Here is an 18,616-nt window from a genome sequence, read left to right on the forward strand (position 1 = left end):
TTATCCTCCTAATACTCTACTTCAGTTACTTCTCCCTTTAACACCACATCAAAAACATCTACAGGCTTTCCTGTAAGCTCTGCACTTCTTGCATCTGGCTGCTGACCGCCGATAGATACCTTAAATGCACCTGGCTCAACAACACATCTGCCCTTTTCATCAATAAGTGCAAAATCACGGGCTGAAAGCTCAAGGCTTACTTCCTTTGATTCCCCAGGAAGAAGCTCAACCTTTGCAATCTTACGAAGCATGCAATTGGCAACTCTTGTAGATGCCTCTACATCCTTCACATATACCTGAACAGTCTCGTGTGCTTTGTATTCCCCTGCATTCTTAACTGTTACCTTAACTGTAAATTTTTCTCCAATAGCACCCTCAGTCTTATCGATAGCAGCGTTAGTGTACTGAATATCTGAGTAGCTGAGACCATATCCAAATGGATAAAGTGGTGTGCCCTTGAAATATCTGTAGGTGCGTCCCTCCATTGAGTAATCCTCGAATGGTGGTAAATCAGCATCTGACTTATAGAAAGTAAGTGGAAGCTTTCCTGATGGGCTGTCCTCTCCAAAGAGAACCTCTGCGATTGCACGTCCACCTCTTGCTCCTGGATACCAGCACTGGATTATCGCATTTACGTTATCGTTAGCCCAGCTTAAATCCATGGCGGAACCAGCTAAAACAAGAAGTACTACAGGCTTTCCGATAGCTGTAATCTTCTCAACAAGCTCCTGCTGCAAGCCTGGAAGCTTAAGTCCCTTCTTATCTCCACTACCGAACTCGTTTCCAGCATCGCCTTCCTCTCCTTCGATTGTAGAATCAAGACCCATTGCAAGTACTACAACATCTGAGTGCTCAGCTACTGCCATCGCCTCAGCAAAGGTATCTCTTGCCTCAGAAAGCACATGCATTCTATCCTTCCAAAGTGGAGTTCCATCTGAGTGGAATACTCTCACATCATCTCCAACGTAACGCTGGATACCTTCAAGTACAGTAATATATTCAGATGAAATACCCTCATAGTTTCCTACAAGAGCAATTCTTGAATTTGAGTTTGGTCCGATGACACCGATTGTCTTGATAGCATCCTTCTTAAGTGGAAGAAGTCCGTCATTCTTAAGAAGTACCATAGCACGCTTAGCAGCCTCATTTGCAAGCTCCTTGTGCTCCTTGCACTCTACCATTTCATAAGGGATGTCATCATACTTGCTGCCTCTCTCTGGAAGAGTTCCAAGACGAAGGCGAAGCTCAATAAGACGCTCAACTGACTCTGTGATTGTCTCCTCAGAAACAAGGTTTGCTTTGTAAGCGTAGAGAAGCTTCTCATATACACAACCGCAGTTCAAATCACAGCCGTTATTAACAGCAAGTGCTGCTGATTCCACTTCACAGGTAGTTACCTTGTGATTCTCGTGGAAATCTCTGATTGCCCAGCAGTCTGAAACCACGTGACCTTCGAAGCCCCAATCGCCTCTTAATATATCTTTAAGTAATCTCTTGCTACCGCAGGCTGGCTCACCATTTACTCTGTTGTAAGCGCCCATAACAGCCTCTACCTTTGCATCCTTAACAAGACGCTTGAAGGCATAAAGATATGTATCGTATAAATCCTGATCACTTACCTTTGCATCAAAGTGATGTCTGTCTGCCTCAGGACCTGAGTGAACAGCGAAATGCTTAGCGCAGGCTGCTGATTTTGGATTGTCCAAATCATCACCCTGAAGACCTCTTACATAAGCCATACCAAGCTGACCAGTAAGATATGGGTCCTCGCCGTAGGTCTCATGGCCACGTCCCCATCTTGGGTCACGGAAGATATTTACGTTTGGAGCCCAGTAAGTAAGGCCCTTGTAGATATCTCTGTCGCCGTGCTTTAAAAACTCATTGAACTTTGCTCGTCCCTCTGTAGATGTGGCATCTGCCACCTTCTGAACAAGCTCCTCATCAAAGGTAGCACCAAGGCCAATTGCCTGTGGGAAAACTGTGGCATCTCCTGCTCTTGCCACTCCGTGAAGCGCCTCGTTCCACCAGCAGTACTTTGGAATACCAAGTCTGTCGATAGCCTCAGCATGATGAAGCATCTGAGAACACTTCTCCTCTATTGTCATCTGCGATACTAATTCCTTAGCACGCTTCATTGTTTCCTGATTCAACTGTTTCTTCCTCCTTGTTTAGCATTTCTAACTGTTTATTAAATTCCTTACTTATGTAATAAAGTGTGACTGTGGTGCAGAGCAGCCAAATTGCAAGCCCCCACTCTATGTACCACGCACAGATTATGTAAGGTAAAAATGTCACTATAAAAATCAAAATCATTCTTGGGAAATTAAGAAGCGCCATTACCATGGATGCTTTAAAAAGCTCCTTTAAGGTCACCTTATATCTTGCTTCAAAAGGGAACATGCAATATGCAACTGACCACACAACAAATGAAAGCACGCCAAGAACTGCCTTTAAAATGATAGGCATGCTGGCTGCTCTGCCATAGAGCACGTTATACCAGTCAAAGGCAAGTATGAGCCCTATCAAAAGGATAATAAGCCACGCTACTGTAACCTGAGAAAAGTTTTCTTTAAAAGATTTAAAATAGCTTTTTGTTACGCTAGGCTCCTCACCTCTGACAATCTTCATTGATGTATAAAATTTTGCAGTGTGAGCTGCACCTATAGTGATAATTGGAATTGAGCAAAGAAGTGTAAGTAGATTTAAAATGATATAATCTGTAACCTTGCTAAGAAACTCCATTACTTCGCTGTCTGGACTAAATATTTGCATAACATTACTACCTCCGGGTACTATCTTGGATGATAATATTGTATTAAAAAATCCCCACCAACATCTACTGACAAAGTTCAGATGTTAGTGGGGAAAAGTTTTAATTATTTAATTAATCAACAGATGTTGAAGAGCCATACTTAGCTTCAAACTTCTCTGTTCTCTCATCCATGATAGCCTGGCAGCCTGATGCAAGGTAATCAGCGATTGCATCATCCCAAACCTTATCAAAATCAGCTTCCTTAGCTGCAAGAGCTGTATCATAAACAACATCTCTCTTTGAACCAAGAGCCTCGCCCATACCGTTCTCAGCTACGATTTCTGGAACCTTTACGTTCTTTGCAATCTTGTTGTCTGTAGCTGCAACGTCGAGTGCCTTCTGTACATCCTCTGGGTCACATGCTGGATAGCTGTGTGCCATAGAAAGAAGTGTGAGGTCCTCATCACCAAGGTGGAGACCATTACATGTAATTGTGTAGTCAATGTTGTTACCAGAGTTCATGATTGGATCGCCTGTAGCTGGGATAAGCTCGATAGCGCCATCCTCAAGAACGTTGTGTGTAACACCCTCATCACCAATCTGTAAGTACTTGATGTGCTCTGGAGCAGAAATCCAATCAAGGTAAAGAAGTGATGCAAGTGGCTCATCATTTGTAGTTGGGAAGAAGATCTTTCTATCACCAGCTGTTGAGTCAACATACTTAAGGTGCTTGCCCTCTGAGTTCTCGAAGCAATCAACTGCTACATACTTAGCATCATCGCCAACGATTCTCTTAAGGTTAGCCTGGATTGAATCATCACCGCCACGGAAAGGATAATCCCAGTTGTGCTGGAATGCACCAACATAACCAGCCTTCATCATATCATCCTCTGTAGAATCACCTGCTGTATAAAGAGCGAAATCCTTCCAAAGAAGACCTTCGTTGTACCACTTGTTAAGTGTCTTCATAGCAGTCTTTGTACCGTTCTGTGTAAGCTTTCTATCATCAAATCCGTTGATGTAGAATTCCTTATCTGTAATCTTTGGATCCATCTCTGACTCGATAAGAAGTGCTGCTCTCCAGCCTACATCAAATGATACTGAGAATGGAACCATCTTATCTGCATCCTTGCCAAGGAGCTCCTTAGCGTTGTCACGGAATGCACAAATTACATCATAGAACTCAGCCTTTGTTGTTGGCTCCTCAAGACCAAGCTTGTCTAACCAGTCTTTTCTGATAAATGTATTGATACGTCTGTTGTTAGCACGCTTTCCTTCGATTGCCCAAAGTGTACCCTTCTCATCATCTAAATCCCAGTAGATGTTTGTGTCGCCAAGCCAATCCTGAAGGTTTGTAAGCTCGCTACCATATTGATCCATAAGTGGCTTTAAGTCTGTAACACCGCCCATGTTAGCGTATGTCTGAATTGTTGGATAAGAGTATGTAAGGCAGATATCTGGAGCTCCGCCTGAAGCAAGAAGGTTGTTAATTTCTTCTGTCTCTGTCCAACGTGGAACTGCTACGAACTCAACCTCAACGTTGTGATCCTCAAGCATTCCCTTCTTGATGTACTCTGTGTACATGTTGTCTGTTGGGTCTGTACCGCCATCGTTTCCTCTGTCGTAAACCTCAACTGTGATGTGTTTTGTCTCAGCAAATTTTCCATCAACAAGCTCTGAAACCTCAGAACCTTCTTCGATGGAAGTAGAGCCCTCTTTTGTTGCATCTGAGCTGCTTGAACCGCAAGCTACCATGCTAAGACCCATAGTGCATGCAAGCACTAATGATACGATTCTTTTTTTCATCGTAATCCTCCCAATAATGTTTTGTAGTGATTTTAGTTTATGAATTAACGGCCGCAGCCATTTATTCCTGTATTATTCTTTCACAGCTCCAAGTGTTACGCCGTGGATGAAGTATTTCTGTAAGAATGGGTAGATACAAAGGATTGGAATCGTTGAGAACATAACGATTGCAGCCTTAAGTGATTCAGAAAGACCAGGTGTTGAGAAGCCCTCCTGTGTTGCTACCTCTACCGAATTCATGTTGTTCAAAATATTGTATAGCAATAACTGAAGAGGATAGAAATCCTTGTTCTTCATATACATCAAAGCATCTGAATAACCATTCCATCTACCTACCGCATAAAATAGTGCAAGCGTTGCAATAACTGGCTTTGAAAGTGGAAGGTAGATGCTCCAAAGTATTCTAAAGAAGCTTGCACCATCGATTTCAGCTGACTCTCTAAGGGAATCTGGAATTCCATAGAAGAAGCTTCGCATGATAATCATGTTGTAAACACTTAAGCATCCAGGAACAATAAGTACCAAAGGATTATCAAGAAGGTTTAACTCCTTCATGAGTAAGTAGTTTGGAATTGTACCTGCGTTGAAGAACATTGTTATCGTAATTACGATATTAAAAATTGAACGACCTTTAAGCTTATTAAAGATAAGTGGATAAGCACAAAGTACTGTCATTGTCAGTGAAAGGAATGTACAAATCACTGTTAAAATCACGGTCCAAACAAATGACTTAATGTACTTTGGATCTCCAAGTACTGTCGAATAAGCTGATATGTTGAGGCCCTTTGGAATAAGGTAAACCTCTCTTCTAACCAAAAAGTCAGATGCTGAAAGCGAACGAGCTAAAAGGTTAATCATAGGGATGATACAAATCAAACTGATGATTACGCAGATTGTTATGAATACAATGTCACCTGCTTTTGTGCTGTCCGATTTAACCATACGGCTTGTTTCTGTCTCATCATCTTTGTCTCTTCTTTTAGAACGTGCAAAGCCTTTTGTATTAATTTTTCCTGTCATTACTAATTCTTTTGCCATACTTCACACCTCCTACCAAATACCGCGCTCGCCAAGCTTACGTGAAAGCCAGTTTGCAAATAGTAGGAATATAACTCCTACAACCGACTGGAACAAACCAACTGCAGTTGTAAGTGAGAACTGAAGTCCCTTAATACCGTTCTTATATACGAATGTCGAAATAACCTCAGCGTTCTGCATAACCAGGTTGTTCTGTAAAGCGAATGGTCTATCGAAGGCTGAACCTAAGATGTTACCAAGTGCCATAATCAAAAGTACTACGATAGTGCTCTTGATTCCTGGAAGTGTGATGTGCCACATCTTACGGAATCTTCCTGCTCCATCAACTGAGGCTGCTTCGTAAAGCTCAGGTGAAATACCTGCAATCGCTGCAAGATAAATGATTGAATTCCAACCAAAGCTCTGCCAAATACCAAGAAAGATATAAGTTCCTACCCACTTATGTGGATCATTTAAGAATGGAACTGGCTCACCACCAAAATTTGAAATAAACATATTTACAAGACCATTACTTGGTGCAAAAAGCTGAATTGCCAAACCGTAAATGATAACCCATGAAAGGAAGTGTGGCATGTAAGCAATTGTCTGTACTGTCTTCTTAAACCACTTAACATTAAGCTCGTTAAGAATTAATGCGAAGATGATTGGAATTGGGAAACCAATAACCAAATCTAATAAGTTCAATCCAACTGTATTTCTCAAAGCATTTAAGAAATCTCTGTTGTGAAAAGCCTGAATAAAATACTGAAATCCGTGATTATCTGCCCAAGGCATTTCCCCAACTTTTTGTACGATACTGTACTTCTTAAAAGCAATTAATACGTACTTCATTGGAACATACTTGAAAACCAGTAAATAAAGCATTGGCAAAAGTAATAAAACATATAGCTGCCAATATCTCTTTAGATAGGCTTTCCAGTTTGTTTTCTCAGCCACTGCTACTGCTGAGTTTCCCGCTGTCATAACTTTCATTTCTATCCTCCACTTCTTTTTTAATAACTTGTATACAAGTATATTAGTGTTTTAGTTTCGATAAGTCTATATTAAAAAAACAACCAAAATGGCATATGCATTTTGGTTGTTTTACACTAATTTATAAAATTGTTGTGAATTATTGTTGTGTTGTTTCGAAATATTGCGGAAAGGCCTTTATCAATTCCTCCTGATCAAGCCTGTAGCGATCCAAATGCTTCTCTACAATTGCCTTTGCCTTCTCCTTATCCTTTTCCTTGATAGCGTCCAGCATAAGACGGTGATCACCTACAATCTTCTTGTCTTTAACAGTCAGCATGGATAGTGTACGAACTCTGTCAAAATGAATCATAATCATCTGACTCATATGATGAATGGTTTCTTTCTTTGCTGCCACATAAATCATACGATGAAATTCATTATCAAGCTCAAAGATTTTTTCTGTATTATCCTTTTCAAGATAAAACTCCTGCAGTGCTACATTTTCCTCAAGGAGCTTAATATCCTCTTCAGTAGCCATATCACAGGCTTCCTCAATAACAGCTATATCCAAAACCTTTCGAAGAAATACAGCCTCCTCCACATACTGTGAATTAATGAGAGAAACATAACTTCCCTTTTGAGGGTATATTTCGATAAGAGCTGCCTTATGTAGTTCTTGGATGGATTCTCTGACAGGAGTGCGACTAACACCTAAGAATGCAGATATTTCATTTTCACTAATTGCCTGACCTGGCTCCAGATCAGCAGACTTTATGTTCTCAGTAATTGCTCTAAGGGCATATTCCCTTGCAGTCTCTGAGTTTATCCTCTCAATTTTTTTCATAGTTCTCCTCATTGTAAGGTTAGAATGAAAGTTTGTTATTATTCTAACAAAAAGGATTCGACTTGTATACAAGCCAAATCCTTTTTGTTAAAACTGTTTAGTTTAAGTTCATTTAAATTGTCACTTATTTTATTTATAGATGGCAAAATACTTTTCAAGCCATGCTGCTGCAAGGTCGATCCAAACCTTTGCCTCTCTATTAGTCTGAATATCATAAGCATCCTGACAAGAAGTGCTCTGATCGCAAAGAGCCATTCCGTGACCTCCATCCTGGAAGATATGAATCTCAAAAGGAATGCCCTTTTCTGCAAGAGATGTAGCATACAATGTTGAATGAGCAACTGGAACAAGCTCATCCTTTGAGGTTGACCAAATAAAGGTTGGTGGAACATCCTCATCAACAAGACGTGCTGGGCTCATATCAAGAAGCTTCGCTTCATCTTCCCAATCCTCACCCATCATAAGGCGGTTGGATACCGAGAAAAATTCAAAGGCTCCTGCTCCATCCTTCTTTGTAGCCTCGTACATATAGATATAATCTGTAAGTGGGTATCCTAAGATGCAGGCTGCTGGTCTAAGTACTTCCTTATCAACTCCAACGAAATCTGTGATTACAGGCTTTGACCAGTGTGTAGAATACATGGCACAGTTGTGTGCTCCTGCTGAAAATCCGCAGATTGCAATACGCTTTGCATCCACCTGCCAGTCCTTGCTGTGCTCATGGATATATGCAAATGCCAAACCTATTTCACGCATTGGCTGTGGATGGAGCTTGTCAGGGTTGATAGCCTGATGCGCAAAATCAGTCTCCCAGTAAGGCTTTGAGCCATCATATGCAATTGAATATCTAAGTACAAAGGCGTTGTAGCCCTGACGAAGGAATGCCATTGCAATAGGCTCACCTTCACGATCACTGCAGCAAAGATATGCGCCACCTGGACAAATAAGTACAGCTGGTCTTGCCTTTCCCTGAGTCATCTCAGGAGAATCATCTAAAATATAAGTAGTGAGAGTAACGTCCTCTCTTCCCTCAATAAGCTTGATTACTTCGCTTTTCATAATAAAACCTCCCAATTTCTAGTAGTCTTAGAATACTATACTAGAATCTTGGGAGGTTGAAAACCGAATAATTTTAGTTTTACACCGCTAAATTTTATTTTTTATTCTTTACCTTCTTAACATAATCAACGACTTCTGCTTTAGTCTTCTTGTTAAGCTTCTCCAGCTTTTTAACAACTTCATACTCTCCTGTACCCTTGCTGGCGATGACAAAGTCAACATCTCCGGCACCCTTTCCAGGAATAGTGTCCTGCAGGATTTCAAAAGGTGAAACATCAAGAACGTCGCAGATTGCCATTATCTTTTCAGCTGAAGGATTAGTCTTCTTTCTTTTCCAATCACTAATCGTACTTTGGGCGATTCCTGTGCCAGCAGAGAACTCAAGCTGAGTCATGCCCTTCTCTTCCATAATCTTGAAAATTCTTTCGCTAATTATCATCCTTGGTACCTCCCCACCACATTAACCTCATTATCGTTTATACGATAATTATACTCTATTGGAATAATACTCACAATAAGTTTTCTGTTAATTTACATCCCGTGATGCAATTGTTTTTGCTCATACATGTGATTATCGATATTATCTGTAAATTCTTCTCTCGATAATCCACTGGTATAGCTATATATCTCATAGCCACAGCTTATATCCACATCGGGATGCCATTTTCGTTTATCCCTGATGTTTGCTAGCTTTTCTCTTGCCTGAAGTATCAAGTCTTCCAGCTCTGCTTGTGAGACATTATCTGTGATTACACAGAACTCATCGCCACCAAATCTTGCTATGGTAGATTCTTTTCCAAAAAGATTCAACAGAATATCTGCCATATATTTTATTGCCCTGTCGCCTTCATCATGACCAAAGGTATCATTTATAGTCTTGAAATTATCAATGTCCATCATGATTGCTGCAAAATTTCTTTTATTCTGTTGACTAGATTTTATTTTCTCTTCCATTCGTATATCCAGACCACGTCGATTCAAAACACCTGTAAGATAATCAACGTTAACGTCATTACTTTGGAAGAAGAAAAACAGAATAAGACATCCTAGCGAAATACCTGCGTAAGTTGTATCTATACTTGAAAAGAAAACCTGCGACAGCGCTCCTATAAGTGAGAATATAGGAAGGAATAGGATCATATTCTTATATTCACTCATAAAATCACTTCTAAATACAACGGTATACACCAAGAGCAATATGATAAAGACCATTATCAACACTGCTCTTATCATGAAAAACTGTCCACGGAAATATAATCCGTCTTTGAAATAGAAAAACCATCCCAACTGTAAAACAGAAGACATTGTAACCAACACGATATTAATAAAAGCAAAGGCTTGGAAAGCTGTTTTAAAGCTGGTTCGTGCTTCGTTGCTTTCCTTATCCATCCAGCAGTCGATATAGTTAACAGCAAACAAAATATCTACTGGATCCAATATGAAAATTATGAAATAGCCCACTCTGGCGAGGATCAAAAGTGAATCCGGATTGTTCTCACCGACACGACCAATAGACTCTGAAAATAGTAAAACGAGCGTACAAATAAGAATTGCAGAGTAACTTTTACCCTTCTGCAACCTAGAGGTTTTGTTCTGAAAAATCAAAAGAAGAATCAGAAGAAACGATGTGAAAAAGTTTAGTATCACCCAACCAGGTACTTCAATCATTTTTGCCCCCACATGGTTATAGTACTACTAGTTTCCCATTATTTCTCTCTGATTCTAACACCATAATTTTATGAAATTGTGACTTATTTAAGGATAATATCGTAATTTACCGAGAAGGTCTCTCCAGCTGATAACGTATTTCCGTATTCTCTTTCCTCAAGCTTCTGATTAAAGCCTACTCTGTCGCAACGACCATACCATGGCTCAATGCATACAAATGGAGCGTGCTTGCCAACTGGTGACCATACGCCAAAAAGTGGTGCTGTGAAGGCTACTGTAAGAACATCCTTGCCCTCTGGATTTACAAGTGTCACTGCATCCGACTGCTGGTCCTCGATAATAAGAGCATCTCTACTGAAAAGCTCATCTGACATTTTTAAGATGCCGTTATCAAGTGCGAATGTACTTATTTCAGTTCCAAGGCAACCACTGCCATCTCCTGCGATGATGTTTGCAGTAATTTTAGAATTCGTATTTCCGTTTTTCTCAAATCTAAGTGTGTAGGTATCAAGGTCACAGTTGAAGGCTGGGTGACCACCGATAGAGAAATACATTGTCTCTTTATTTGTGTTTTCTACCTTCCAGCCAACCTTTACGGTTGAATCTATGATTCTGTAGCTAAGTGTAAGCATAAATGCAAAAGGATACTTGATTTTGCTGGCTTCTGAGTCCTTTAACTGAAATTCCAGCTCGTCAGTTGATTCTTTTATCAACTCAAAATCCATATCTCTTGCAAAGCCATGCTGTCCCATTTCATAGGTCTTTCCAGAATAAACTGACTTCTTATCATAATAATTTCCTACAAGTGGAAAAGCACTGGTGATGTACGTCCCCAAAAGGCACTGTCAGCCTGCCACATAATCTCTGTGTTATCTGACTTTCTAATAAGTGACTTGATTTCTGCTCCGTGGTCAGAGACTGTAAGTTTGATTTTGTCGTTTTCGATTGTGTAATTCATTTTATGTCCTTTCTATTTCATCACCAGGATTATCCCTCATGATGTAATCTATATCATCATCTATCATTTTGAGCATGATGTCTGCAAACTGGGGATCCCACTGGCTTCCCTTGCCCTTTTCTATCTCAGCCCTGACTATTTCCTGAGGAAGTGCTCCTCTATAACTTCGGTTGCTGGTCATGGCATCGTAGGCATCTGCCACTGCTATGATTCTGGCTTCTTCAGGAATTTCCTCTCCAGAAAGTCCCTCTGGGTAGCCCTTTCCATCATATCTTTCATGGTGCCATTTAGCTCCTGCTGCAAGCTCTGGCATTTCTTTTATATTGTTAAGTATCTTGGCACCAATACCCGGATGCTTTTTTATTTTGGCAAACTCTTCATCTGTAAGCATTCCAGGCTTGTTTATTACTTCATCAGGAACACCAATCTTTCCAACATCATGAAGAAGTCCCATCATAAAGATTTTCTCCTGATGTTTTTCATCATAACCGTATCTGTTGGCTATCTCTTTTGAATAATCTGCCACTCTTCCGGAATGTCCATTTGTGTAGTTGTCTTTTGCGTCAATTGCATCTGCCAGGCTCTCAACCACGTGCAAGAAGAGGTTCTCATTTTCTCTGGTCTTCTCCTCCACCATGCCCTCAAGATTTCTTTGAAGCCTTACCAGCTCCACTGCATGTATAACTCTGAGCACAGGAACACTTTCAACAAATGGCTTTCTGATAAAATCCATAGCGCCAAGAGATAGTCCCTTAGTCTCAGCAGCCTCATCCTCATTGGCTGTCAAAAAGATTACTGGGGTGTTTCGCCACTCAGTCTCACATTTTTTGAGCTGTTTGATAGCCTCATATCCATCCATTTCAGGCATACTTATATCCATCAGGATGAGATCCGGAGCAGGATTATCCTTTATGTATTCAAAAAGAGCCTTTCCGGATTTGAGCGCAACTACCTTAAGCCCAACACGGGTGAGGGTGTTCCATGCGTTTTTTAAAATTATAGGGTCATCATCAACAACTATAATATGTGGAATCATTTTCACCTCCAGAAGAACAATTCCTATCCATAAATCATATCGTAAAACCGTTTATGCTTCAACTTAACAGTGGTATACTCAAAATGAACACGACATTGAAACAGCCCACGGAGGAACCTTTCAATGAACATTAATATTCCAGGTGTTGAAACAGAAACAGCTATTAAAAACTCTGGCTCTGAAGCACTTTTCACAGAGCTTCTTGGTGATGTCTATAAGCTCATGGATGAAAAATGTGACATGGTAGAAGCTTACCTTGCTAGGAAGGATGTACATAATTACACCATCCAAGTTCACTCTCTCAAGACCACCTGTCGCATGATTGGAGCCATGGAGCTTGGAGAGGAATTTTTTACCCTTGAAAAACTTGGCAAAGATAACAATCTGGAGCAAATCGAAAAGCTTACTCCAGATGTTTTAAAATCTTTTAGGGCTTTAAAGCCATATCTTGAGCCATTTGCTTCAAGGGTTGCAGGCAAAAAAACCGACTTTGACAGGGTTGCCATTTCTAATATTTTAGAAAAGCTTATTTCAGCTTTAGATGAGTTTGACCTTGGTGCTGCTGAAGAAGCCACAAAACAACTTTTCACCTATGATTGCGATGAGGCGCTGTCTAGCAAACTTGAAGATTTAGATAAGCTGGTTTCTAATCTTGATTATGATGAGGCAAAATCACTGTCAAAGCAGATACTTGATAGCCTATAGGCTGATTTATTTTGTCTCTATAGTTCCGTAGGCTGCTACTGCCTCATCTACGGTCATTTCCCCGTTAACAACAGCATAGGCTGCTGCCCTAAACTGTTTTACCGCTGTATCTAGGATTTCCGTATCTCTAAAACTGATAGTCCTTTCTTCTGGAAATTCAGAAAGTGAAGCATAGACTTCATCCAGCGAGTAATCTTTGGTAGGTGTTATCAGTCTCTTTTCTTGAGCCATCAATCCCAGTTCCTTTTCACTTGTAAGGAATCTTATAAATTCGTTAGTCATATCAATGTTTGCACCGTTCTTATTAACACAGAATAAAAGGGACATGGAATCCATATAATATCCACCTTCATCACCAGAAGGTGCTACATAGAAGTCATACTTGAAAGGATTTGCCTCGAAAGCCTCTGATTTGCTCTCACGCTTTTTTGTTCCAGAGACAACATCTCCAGAGCAGAGCATCATAGGTACATCACCCTCAAAAAATCTCAGAATTACTGCATTATAATCATCTTCAATCTCTGCTGTACATTTATCCACATCTATACAACCCGACTTCACAAGCTCATTTAATCTGGTAAGGGCAGCTCGCATTGTTTCACCTGCAGAAGGTACAAGATTATTTAAATCATCCTCTACGCTTCTGTCATCCTTTACAGTCTTTGCGAACATTGGGTAAGCAAAGGCATAGCCTATTCCTGGTGTAGTTGAAGTATTGGCTCCCATAACAGGTGATTCGTAGCCTGCGGCCTTCAGCTTTTCACAGGTTGCCTTCAACTCATCAAAGGTCTTTGGTACCTCAAGTCCCTCTTTTTCAAATATATCTGTGTTTACAAGCATTCCGTAGGATGTAGCAAAAATAGGGAGTGTTTTGATTTCACCATTATTCATTTCCCATCTGAGGTCTGTGCGAATGCACTCCAAGTCGATTTCCAGCTCTGATGCAGAGAGAACCTCTGCGCTATCGAATAAACAATCATAGCGCTCATCCCCATACATCCATGGCTGAACCACGTATATGTCCGGCTGCTCCTGACCTACAATGGCTTGCCTTATGGTGTTGCTGTAATCATCCAGATAGGTATACTGGATTTCACCTTCTGGATAATGACTGTAGAATCGTTCAAAGGCACTTTCCAAGGATTCAAAATTAGAGTAGGTTCCTGCTACAGACAGCTTATACTCTGTATCGGACGGATATTTTGGAGAAAACTCTTTGGTGACTTCCTCGCTCTGGTTTTCGCTTTGATTTTGATCCTGGCTCTCATTCTGGCCTGTTGTCTCTCCCTGATTTTGATTCTGAGTCTGGCCACAGCCTGTCATTCCAAATATCAGTGCTGTAATAAGTGTCATCGAAAGAATTGTTTTAATGTGTTTATTCATGTTCGCTCCTTTCACTATCGATAGCCTCCTGCTTCTGTAAATAAGCTAAAGCTTGCTCTTCTGATTTAACTACCACCACTTTATAACGGTCAGTCAGCCGTTCTTTAATTCGCTTTAAAAATCCCACATCTTCGCTCACCACAAGGATACTTTGCACGGTATTAGATGGTGGCTTTTCTTCTTCCACATCCGCCTGACCAATCAGGTCCTTTGGCAAATATGTGAGAAGCATGTTCTCAAGTCTGTTTGTATCAATAGGCTTTGTGAGATAGTCGTCAAAGCCAGCATTTATGTAGGTTTCACGCATGCCTGATATGGCATTTGCGGTAAGACAGATAACTGGAGTTTTCTGATTTGGTGTGTAGGTACACTCCTTCATTTCCTTTATGGTTTCGATACCATCCTTTTCCGGCATCATATGGTCCAGGAAAATCACGTCGTAGGAATTGCGCTTAAAAAGTGCTATACAGGCATCTCCACTATCTGCCGTATCAATCTGTATTTTCGTTTCGTTAAGGAGATTTACAAATACCTTCAGGTTAATCTCATTGTCATCCACCACCAGTATTCGTGCCTTCGGAGCCACAAACTGTACCTGATACTGTTTCCTCTCGCTGAGGAAGTGTTTGTATGCCAAATCGAATTCTCCCAATGGCTCCCATTCCACTACTTTCTGCTTTAGGTCAAAAGAAAACTCGGAGCCCGTCCCGTATTCACTTTCCACCTGAAGCCTGCTGCCCATCATGTTAAGAAAGCTTTGGGCTATGGCCATTCCAAGTCCAGTGCCTTCGATGTTACGATTTTTCTTCTCATCGATTCTCTCAAAGGCTGCAAACAGCTTGTCCCGGTCTTCTTTCTTAATTCCTATACCTGTGTCCTTTACGCTTATATGCAAAGTAATTTGGTCTGGCTCATCCTCGCATTTACTGCTGGCTACAGAAAAAATAACGCTTCCCTCTTTTGTATATTTCACGGCATTTGAAAGGATATTTGTGATAACCTGCTTGATTCTGATTTCATCACCATGAAGAAGCCTTGGGATGTCCTTATCCACATTAAGCTCGAAGGTAAGTCCTTTTTCCTCTGCCCTTCGCTGAACCATGTTCACTAGATCATTTAAGAGAGACGCAATGTTATAGTCCACATTTATGATTTCCATCCTGCCAGCTTCAATCTTGGAGAAATCAAGAATATCGTTTATGATTCCAAGAAGTGTATTTCCGGCAGCCCTTATATTTTCTGAGTAACCAAGGACCTTCTCATCCTTGCTGTCTCTTATAATCATTTCATTCATGCCGATTATGGCATTCATAGGAGTTCTGATGTCATGGGACATTGTGGAAAGGAAGTAGGATTTCGCTTCATTTGCCTGATTTGCAGCCTCCGCAGCCACCGATAACTTTCTATTGAATTTAAGGAGTATTGCCAGGTTAAAGTGCAAGAGAACTACCAATCCAAAAGATACAATTCCTAAAAGAATCCAATCAATAGACCTGTTTGCTGTCAGCTCTTTTGCAGGAATATAAGCCACAATGAACCAGTAATCCAGATTACTTAAAGGAGCATAGGCAATGACACTATCTTCATCCTTTGAGTTACGAATATGCATAGAGCCAGTCTCAGTACGAATGGAATCCACCACCCTGTTATATTCCTGAGTTGTCATAGGGTTGTAGGATTTAAAATATTCAAATAAATTACTGTTTTTCAAGGATTTTCCGTGAATCATATAATCTCCATCCCAATCGATAAGAGATATCTCCACTTTTTCATATTCACCCTTCAAAAACACAAGCTTCTGCTCCAGACGACTTACAGGTACAACACGAAGAAGCAGTCCCTCTCGCATGTCGCCTGTTTCCTCATCCACAACCTTCACATTATTCAAAAATGCGATAGACTGAACGCCATTTAAAGGGTTTGTATATGCCCTGGTCAGGTTAACAACACCATCCACATTACTAATTTCCAGATTATCAAAAATATTAATATGGGAATATTTTACAGAGTAATCAGACGAGTCTGTAGAGCTGGCGGTGGTAGAAATGCCCGCCATTGACCCGTCATCAATATAAATAAGATGTCCTGAGATTTCAGGAGATGTTTTTGCTTTTCTAATATAGGAAATAGCCTCTTCAACAGTCATAGGAGTGCCAGCCTCCGCAGAGCCGTTGATATAGTTTGACCAGATGTCGCACAGATGCTGCTCATCCTCCAGATAGTTGGCGATGATTTGCTCTGTGGTGGTTGTCATTTTCTCAAAAGACGCAATAGAAGCACGGTTTGACTCTTCTGCCCTGTCGTTGGCATACTTCAGGATAATGAAAAGAATCAAACCTACTATCAATATATTAATGATGAAAATATATCGTTTCTTCAATCTGCGTCCTCTGTAAACTCCAAATCGTTATACAAACTAACACAGATTAATTCTATCATTTAGTTATTTTTATATTGTTAAAAAAGTATGATGGGAGTGTAGTTATTAAAGCCCTTTGGTTTTTAAGTACTTATACCTCCATAACCATAATAATTTTTGTTTCTACCAGCGGTTCATGTTCTTCTCACACTTCCCCAAACATCCACCGCACCTTATTTTTGCCAACCTTTGACGGAATATTCTTCCCTCTATATTTTTAAAACTGCTATAAGCTCTTCCCCATCCATATCCCCAGTCTCAACAAATCCATAGGATGCATACAGCTCTTTAGCAATTTGATTCTCCGATTCATAAGATAGCCAGCAATATTCAGCCGCTCCACATGGATAGGTCTTAATAAAATCCAACGCTAGTTTTACTGCTTGCCTACCATATCCTTTGTGCTGATAATTCTTATCTATCATCAATCGCCACAAATTGTAATTTCCTATGGCAATATCAGGTGCATCTTCCCAATAATCATCCTTATCAAATCCAATCATCAAAAATCCTATTGGGGTATCCCCCTCATAGATTCCAAATGGATAGGCATACCCATTGGCTGTAATAGCTGTGTATGCTTCAATGATACTTATCTCATTACTTGCTACAAAAGTCTTTTGAGAATCATCTACTGATAGTTTTAATATATCCCAAACATTTTTTCCGTTAATTTTCTCAAGTCTTAGCATTTTTCCCTCCAAACGCATCTAATACAAGGCATTCTTCTAAGTTCGCATTTTGAATTAGTATACTAAATCTTAAGTTTGTTGCATAGGCGACCTATAGTAAAAATTCCTTTATTTTCCGTTCTACAAGCTTTACATCAATAGGAATATCCTCTGATTCCATTGTAGTAATCAAGTTTTTGCCTAAAAGGTATCCATGCTTCTCGTAATTCTGTATCTTTTTAAAATTCTTTGTTGCATATTCTATGTCAGAAACAATACCCAAATGCTCCCAATACAAGGTCTTTCTTGTTCTAACATTTAAAGCCACAAAATCAGGATATACTGTGTTGTACCCCAACTCTAGCATTGGTTCATACTGATATGGTATCTTATATTTCTCCAATGTATCTGCAATTATCTTTTCGGATTTAGATCTAACCATATCGCCACGATTGGTTTGATATATTCCATCTTCATGATATGTATTCTGTTGGCCTGGATGTGCTTCATACCATCTTTTGATAAAACAATCATCTGGTTCCATTACAGGAATTACCATACTCTTTCTAGCATCTGGCAATTTTTCATACAAAGCTTCAACTTCACATATATCATAATTTGAAATAAATCTATCGAGTCTATTTCTTAAATTTACTAACTTTTTATCTACTGCAACCTCATAATCTCTTTGGATTAGTTTCTTTACAAGCTTAAACTTCTCTTTACCAGCGTATTTGCGCTTGCCAGTGTCCTTATCTATCAAATAATACTGATGGCACCCTCTGACTGTTGAAGCTTTCACACCGAACTCAGGCAGATTCTTTAATCTAGCTAGATTCTTATTGTTAAGTGTTATCAATGATTCAATCTCTTTTAGTTGTGCCTCTAATTCATTCTTATAATTTCTCAACTCGTCCTCCATTTTCATTCATAACTCATCCCAAATAGTTATTTAACACGTTTGGGATGCATAAAATAATTTTGATTTTTTGACTATGCATCCCAGCAATCAATTCTTCCTATTTAGGATGCATAAATTACGGCTTTTCGCCCTAATTTCATCATTATTCCCGGCTACTCTGATTGAAAATGCATCCCATAAGTCTTTTTATCTATTTAGGATGCATCAAATCTGATAGTCATGCATCCTGAATCATATTTTGTCTTCTTTGGGATGCATGGCCTAAATTTAGTATGCATCCCGAAATGCAACGTATCCCTTACAGGATGCATAACACATCAAAATCCTCAAATAAATCTAAAAAGTTCATCTTGGAATAATTGGCGAAATGAAAAGCTTTGCCATGATAGTGATAAATCTAT

Annotated in this window: 17 protein-coding genes; 1 reads left to right on the top strand and 16 read right to left on the bottom strand. The window is 39.9% G+C overall.

The features are described 5' to 3' along the window. Positions 1–8: 8 nt before the first annotated feature. The 12 genes from BLP54_RS09300 to BLP54_RS09350 all read right to left on the bottom strand — a co-directional run bounded on the left by BLP54_RS09300 (position 9) and on the right by BLP54_RS09350 (position 12,115). Positions 9–2,150 carry a glycoside hydrolase family 3 protein gene (locus tag BLP54_RS09300; RefSeq protein ID WP_090169057.1) on the bottom strand — a complete coding sequence of 714 codons (2,142 nt, stop codon included), beginning with the start codon at positions 2,148–2,150 and terminating at the stop codon, positions 9–11. Then, entirely contained in the window at positions 2,122–2,772 is a 651-nt protein-coding gene (locus BLP54_RS09305) for a YesL family protein (RefSeq protein WP_090169059.1), read from the bottom strand. Before BLP54_RS09305 ends, BLP54_RS09300 begins: the two co-directional genes overlap by 29 nt. A gap of 112 nt (positions 2,773–2,884) precedes the next feature. After that, positions 2,885–4,558, bottom strand: coding sequence for a type 2 periplasmic-binding domain-containing protein (locus tag BLP54_RS09310; protein ID WP_090169061.1), 1,674 nt, complete (start codon positions 4,556–4,558; stop codon positions 2,885–2,887). A 72-nt stretch (positions 4,559–4,630) separates the two neighbouring features. Further along, positions 4,631–5,596 (bottom strand): carbohydrate ABC transporter permease, encoded by a 966-nt coding sequence (locus BLP54_RS09315; RefSeq protein WP_090169063.1) that lies wholly within the window; start codon positions 5,594–5,596, stop codon positions 4,631–4,633. Positions 5,597–5,608: 12 nt separating this feature from the next. Beyond that, positions 5,609–6,568 (bottom strand): ABC transporter permease, encoded by a 960-nt coding sequence (locus BLP54_RS09320; protein WP_072910937.1) that lies wholly within the window; start codon positions 6,566–6,568, stop codon positions 5,609–5,611. Positions 6,569–6,707: 139 nt separating this feature from the next. Beyond that, entirely contained in the window at positions 6,708–7,394 is a 687-nt protein-coding gene (locus BLP54_RS09325; RefSeq protein WP_242870673.1) for a GntR family transcriptional regulator, read from the bottom strand. 129 nt (positions 7,395–7,523) lie between these two features. Beyond that, on the bottom strand, positions 7,524–8,453 hold the full coding sequence (locus BLP54_RS09330; RefSeq protein WP_090169066.1) for an alpha/beta hydrolase: 930 nt from the start codon (positions 8,451–8,453) through the stop codon (positions 7,524–7,526). 94 nt (positions 8,454–8,547) lie between these two features. Continuing rightward, positions 8,548–8,892 (bottom strand): helix-turn-helix domain-containing protein, encoded by a 345-nt coding sequence (locus tag BLP54_RS09335; protein ID WP_090169068.1) that lies wholly within the window; start codon positions 8,890–8,892, stop codon positions 8,548–8,550. 92 nt (positions 8,893–8,984) lie between these two features. Further along, positions 8,985–10,121 (bottom strand): GGDEF domain-containing protein, encoded by a 1,137-nt coding sequence (locus BLP54_RS09340; protein WP_090169070.1) that lies wholly within the window; start codon positions 10,119–10,121, stop codon positions 8,985–8,987. A gap of 83 nt (positions 10,122–10,204) precedes the next feature. Then, the gene (locus BLP54_RS09345) at positions 10,205–10,957 is read right to left on the bottom strand and encodes an aldose 1-epimerase family protein (RefSeq protein WP_242870674.1); all 753 of its coding nucleotides are present in this window, start codon (positions 10,955–10,957) and stop codon (positions 10,205–10,207) included. Next, on the bottom strand, positions 10,921–11,079 hold the full coding sequence (locus BLP54_RS16095; RefSeq protein WP_242870675.1) for a hypothetical protein: 159 nt from the start codon (positions 11,077–11,079) through the stop codon (positions 10,921–10,923). The genes BLP54_RS09345 and BLP54_RS16095 overlap by 37 nt, the downstream gene beginning before the upstream one ends. Position 11,080: 1 nt before the next feature. Further along, the gene (locus BLP54_RS09350; RefSeq protein WP_090169073.1) at positions 11,081–12,115 is read right to left on the bottom strand and encodes an HD domain-containing phosphohydrolase; all 1,035 of its coding nucleotides are present in this window, start codon (positions 12,113–12,115) and stop codon (positions 11,081–11,083) included. 123 nt (positions 12,116–12,238) lie between these two features. Here BLP54_RS09350 and BLP54_RS09355 point away from each other — a divergent pair, with 123 nt between their 5' ends. Next, positions 12,239–12,820, top strand: a complete 582-nt coding sequence (locus BLP54_RS09355; RefSeq protein WP_090169075.1) for an Hpt domain-containing protein — start codon at positions 12,239–12,241, stop codon at positions 12,818–12,820. A gap of 6 nt (positions 12,821–12,826) precedes the next feature. On the opposite strand, the gene BLP54_RS09360 is transcribed toward BLP54_RS09355, so the two are convergent. The 4 genes from BLP54_RS09360 to BLP54_RS09375 form a co-directional block, all read right to left on the bottom strand. After that, on the bottom strand, positions 12,827–14,203 hold the full coding sequence (locus tag BLP54_RS09360) for an ABC transporter substrate-binding protein (protein WP_090169077.1): 1,377 nt from the start codon (positions 14,201–14,203) through the stop codon (positions 12,827–12,829). Beyond that, complete coding sequence (locus tag BLP54_RS09365; protein ID WP_090169079.1) at positions 14,196–16,583, bottom strand: response regulator; 2,388 nt, start codon at positions 16,581–16,583, stop codon at positions 14,196–14,198. Before BLP54_RS09365 ends, BLP54_RS09360 begins: the two co-directional genes overlap by 8 nt. Positions 16,584–16,831: 248 nt before the next feature. Next, positions 16,832–17,314 carry a GNAT family N-acetyltransferase gene (locus BLP54_RS09370; RefSeq protein WP_090169081.1) on the bottom strand — a complete coding sequence of 161 codons (483 nt, stop codon included), beginning with the start codon at positions 17,312–17,314 and terminating at the stop codon, positions 16,832–16,834. Positions 17,315–17,405: 91 nt separating this feature from the next. Continuing rightward, positions 17,406–18,203: a PDDEXK family nuclease gene (locus BLP54_RS09375; protein WP_143002011.1), complete on the bottom strand. Its 798-nt coding sequence runs from the start codon at positions 18,201–18,203 to the stop codon at positions 17,406–17,408. Positions 18,204–18,616: the final 413 nt, after the last annotated feature.

The organism is Pseudobutyrivibrio sp. 49 (genome assembly GCF_900100545.1).
GTDB lineage: Bacteria > Bacillota > Clostridia > Lachnospirales > Lachnospiraceae > Pseudobutyrivibrio.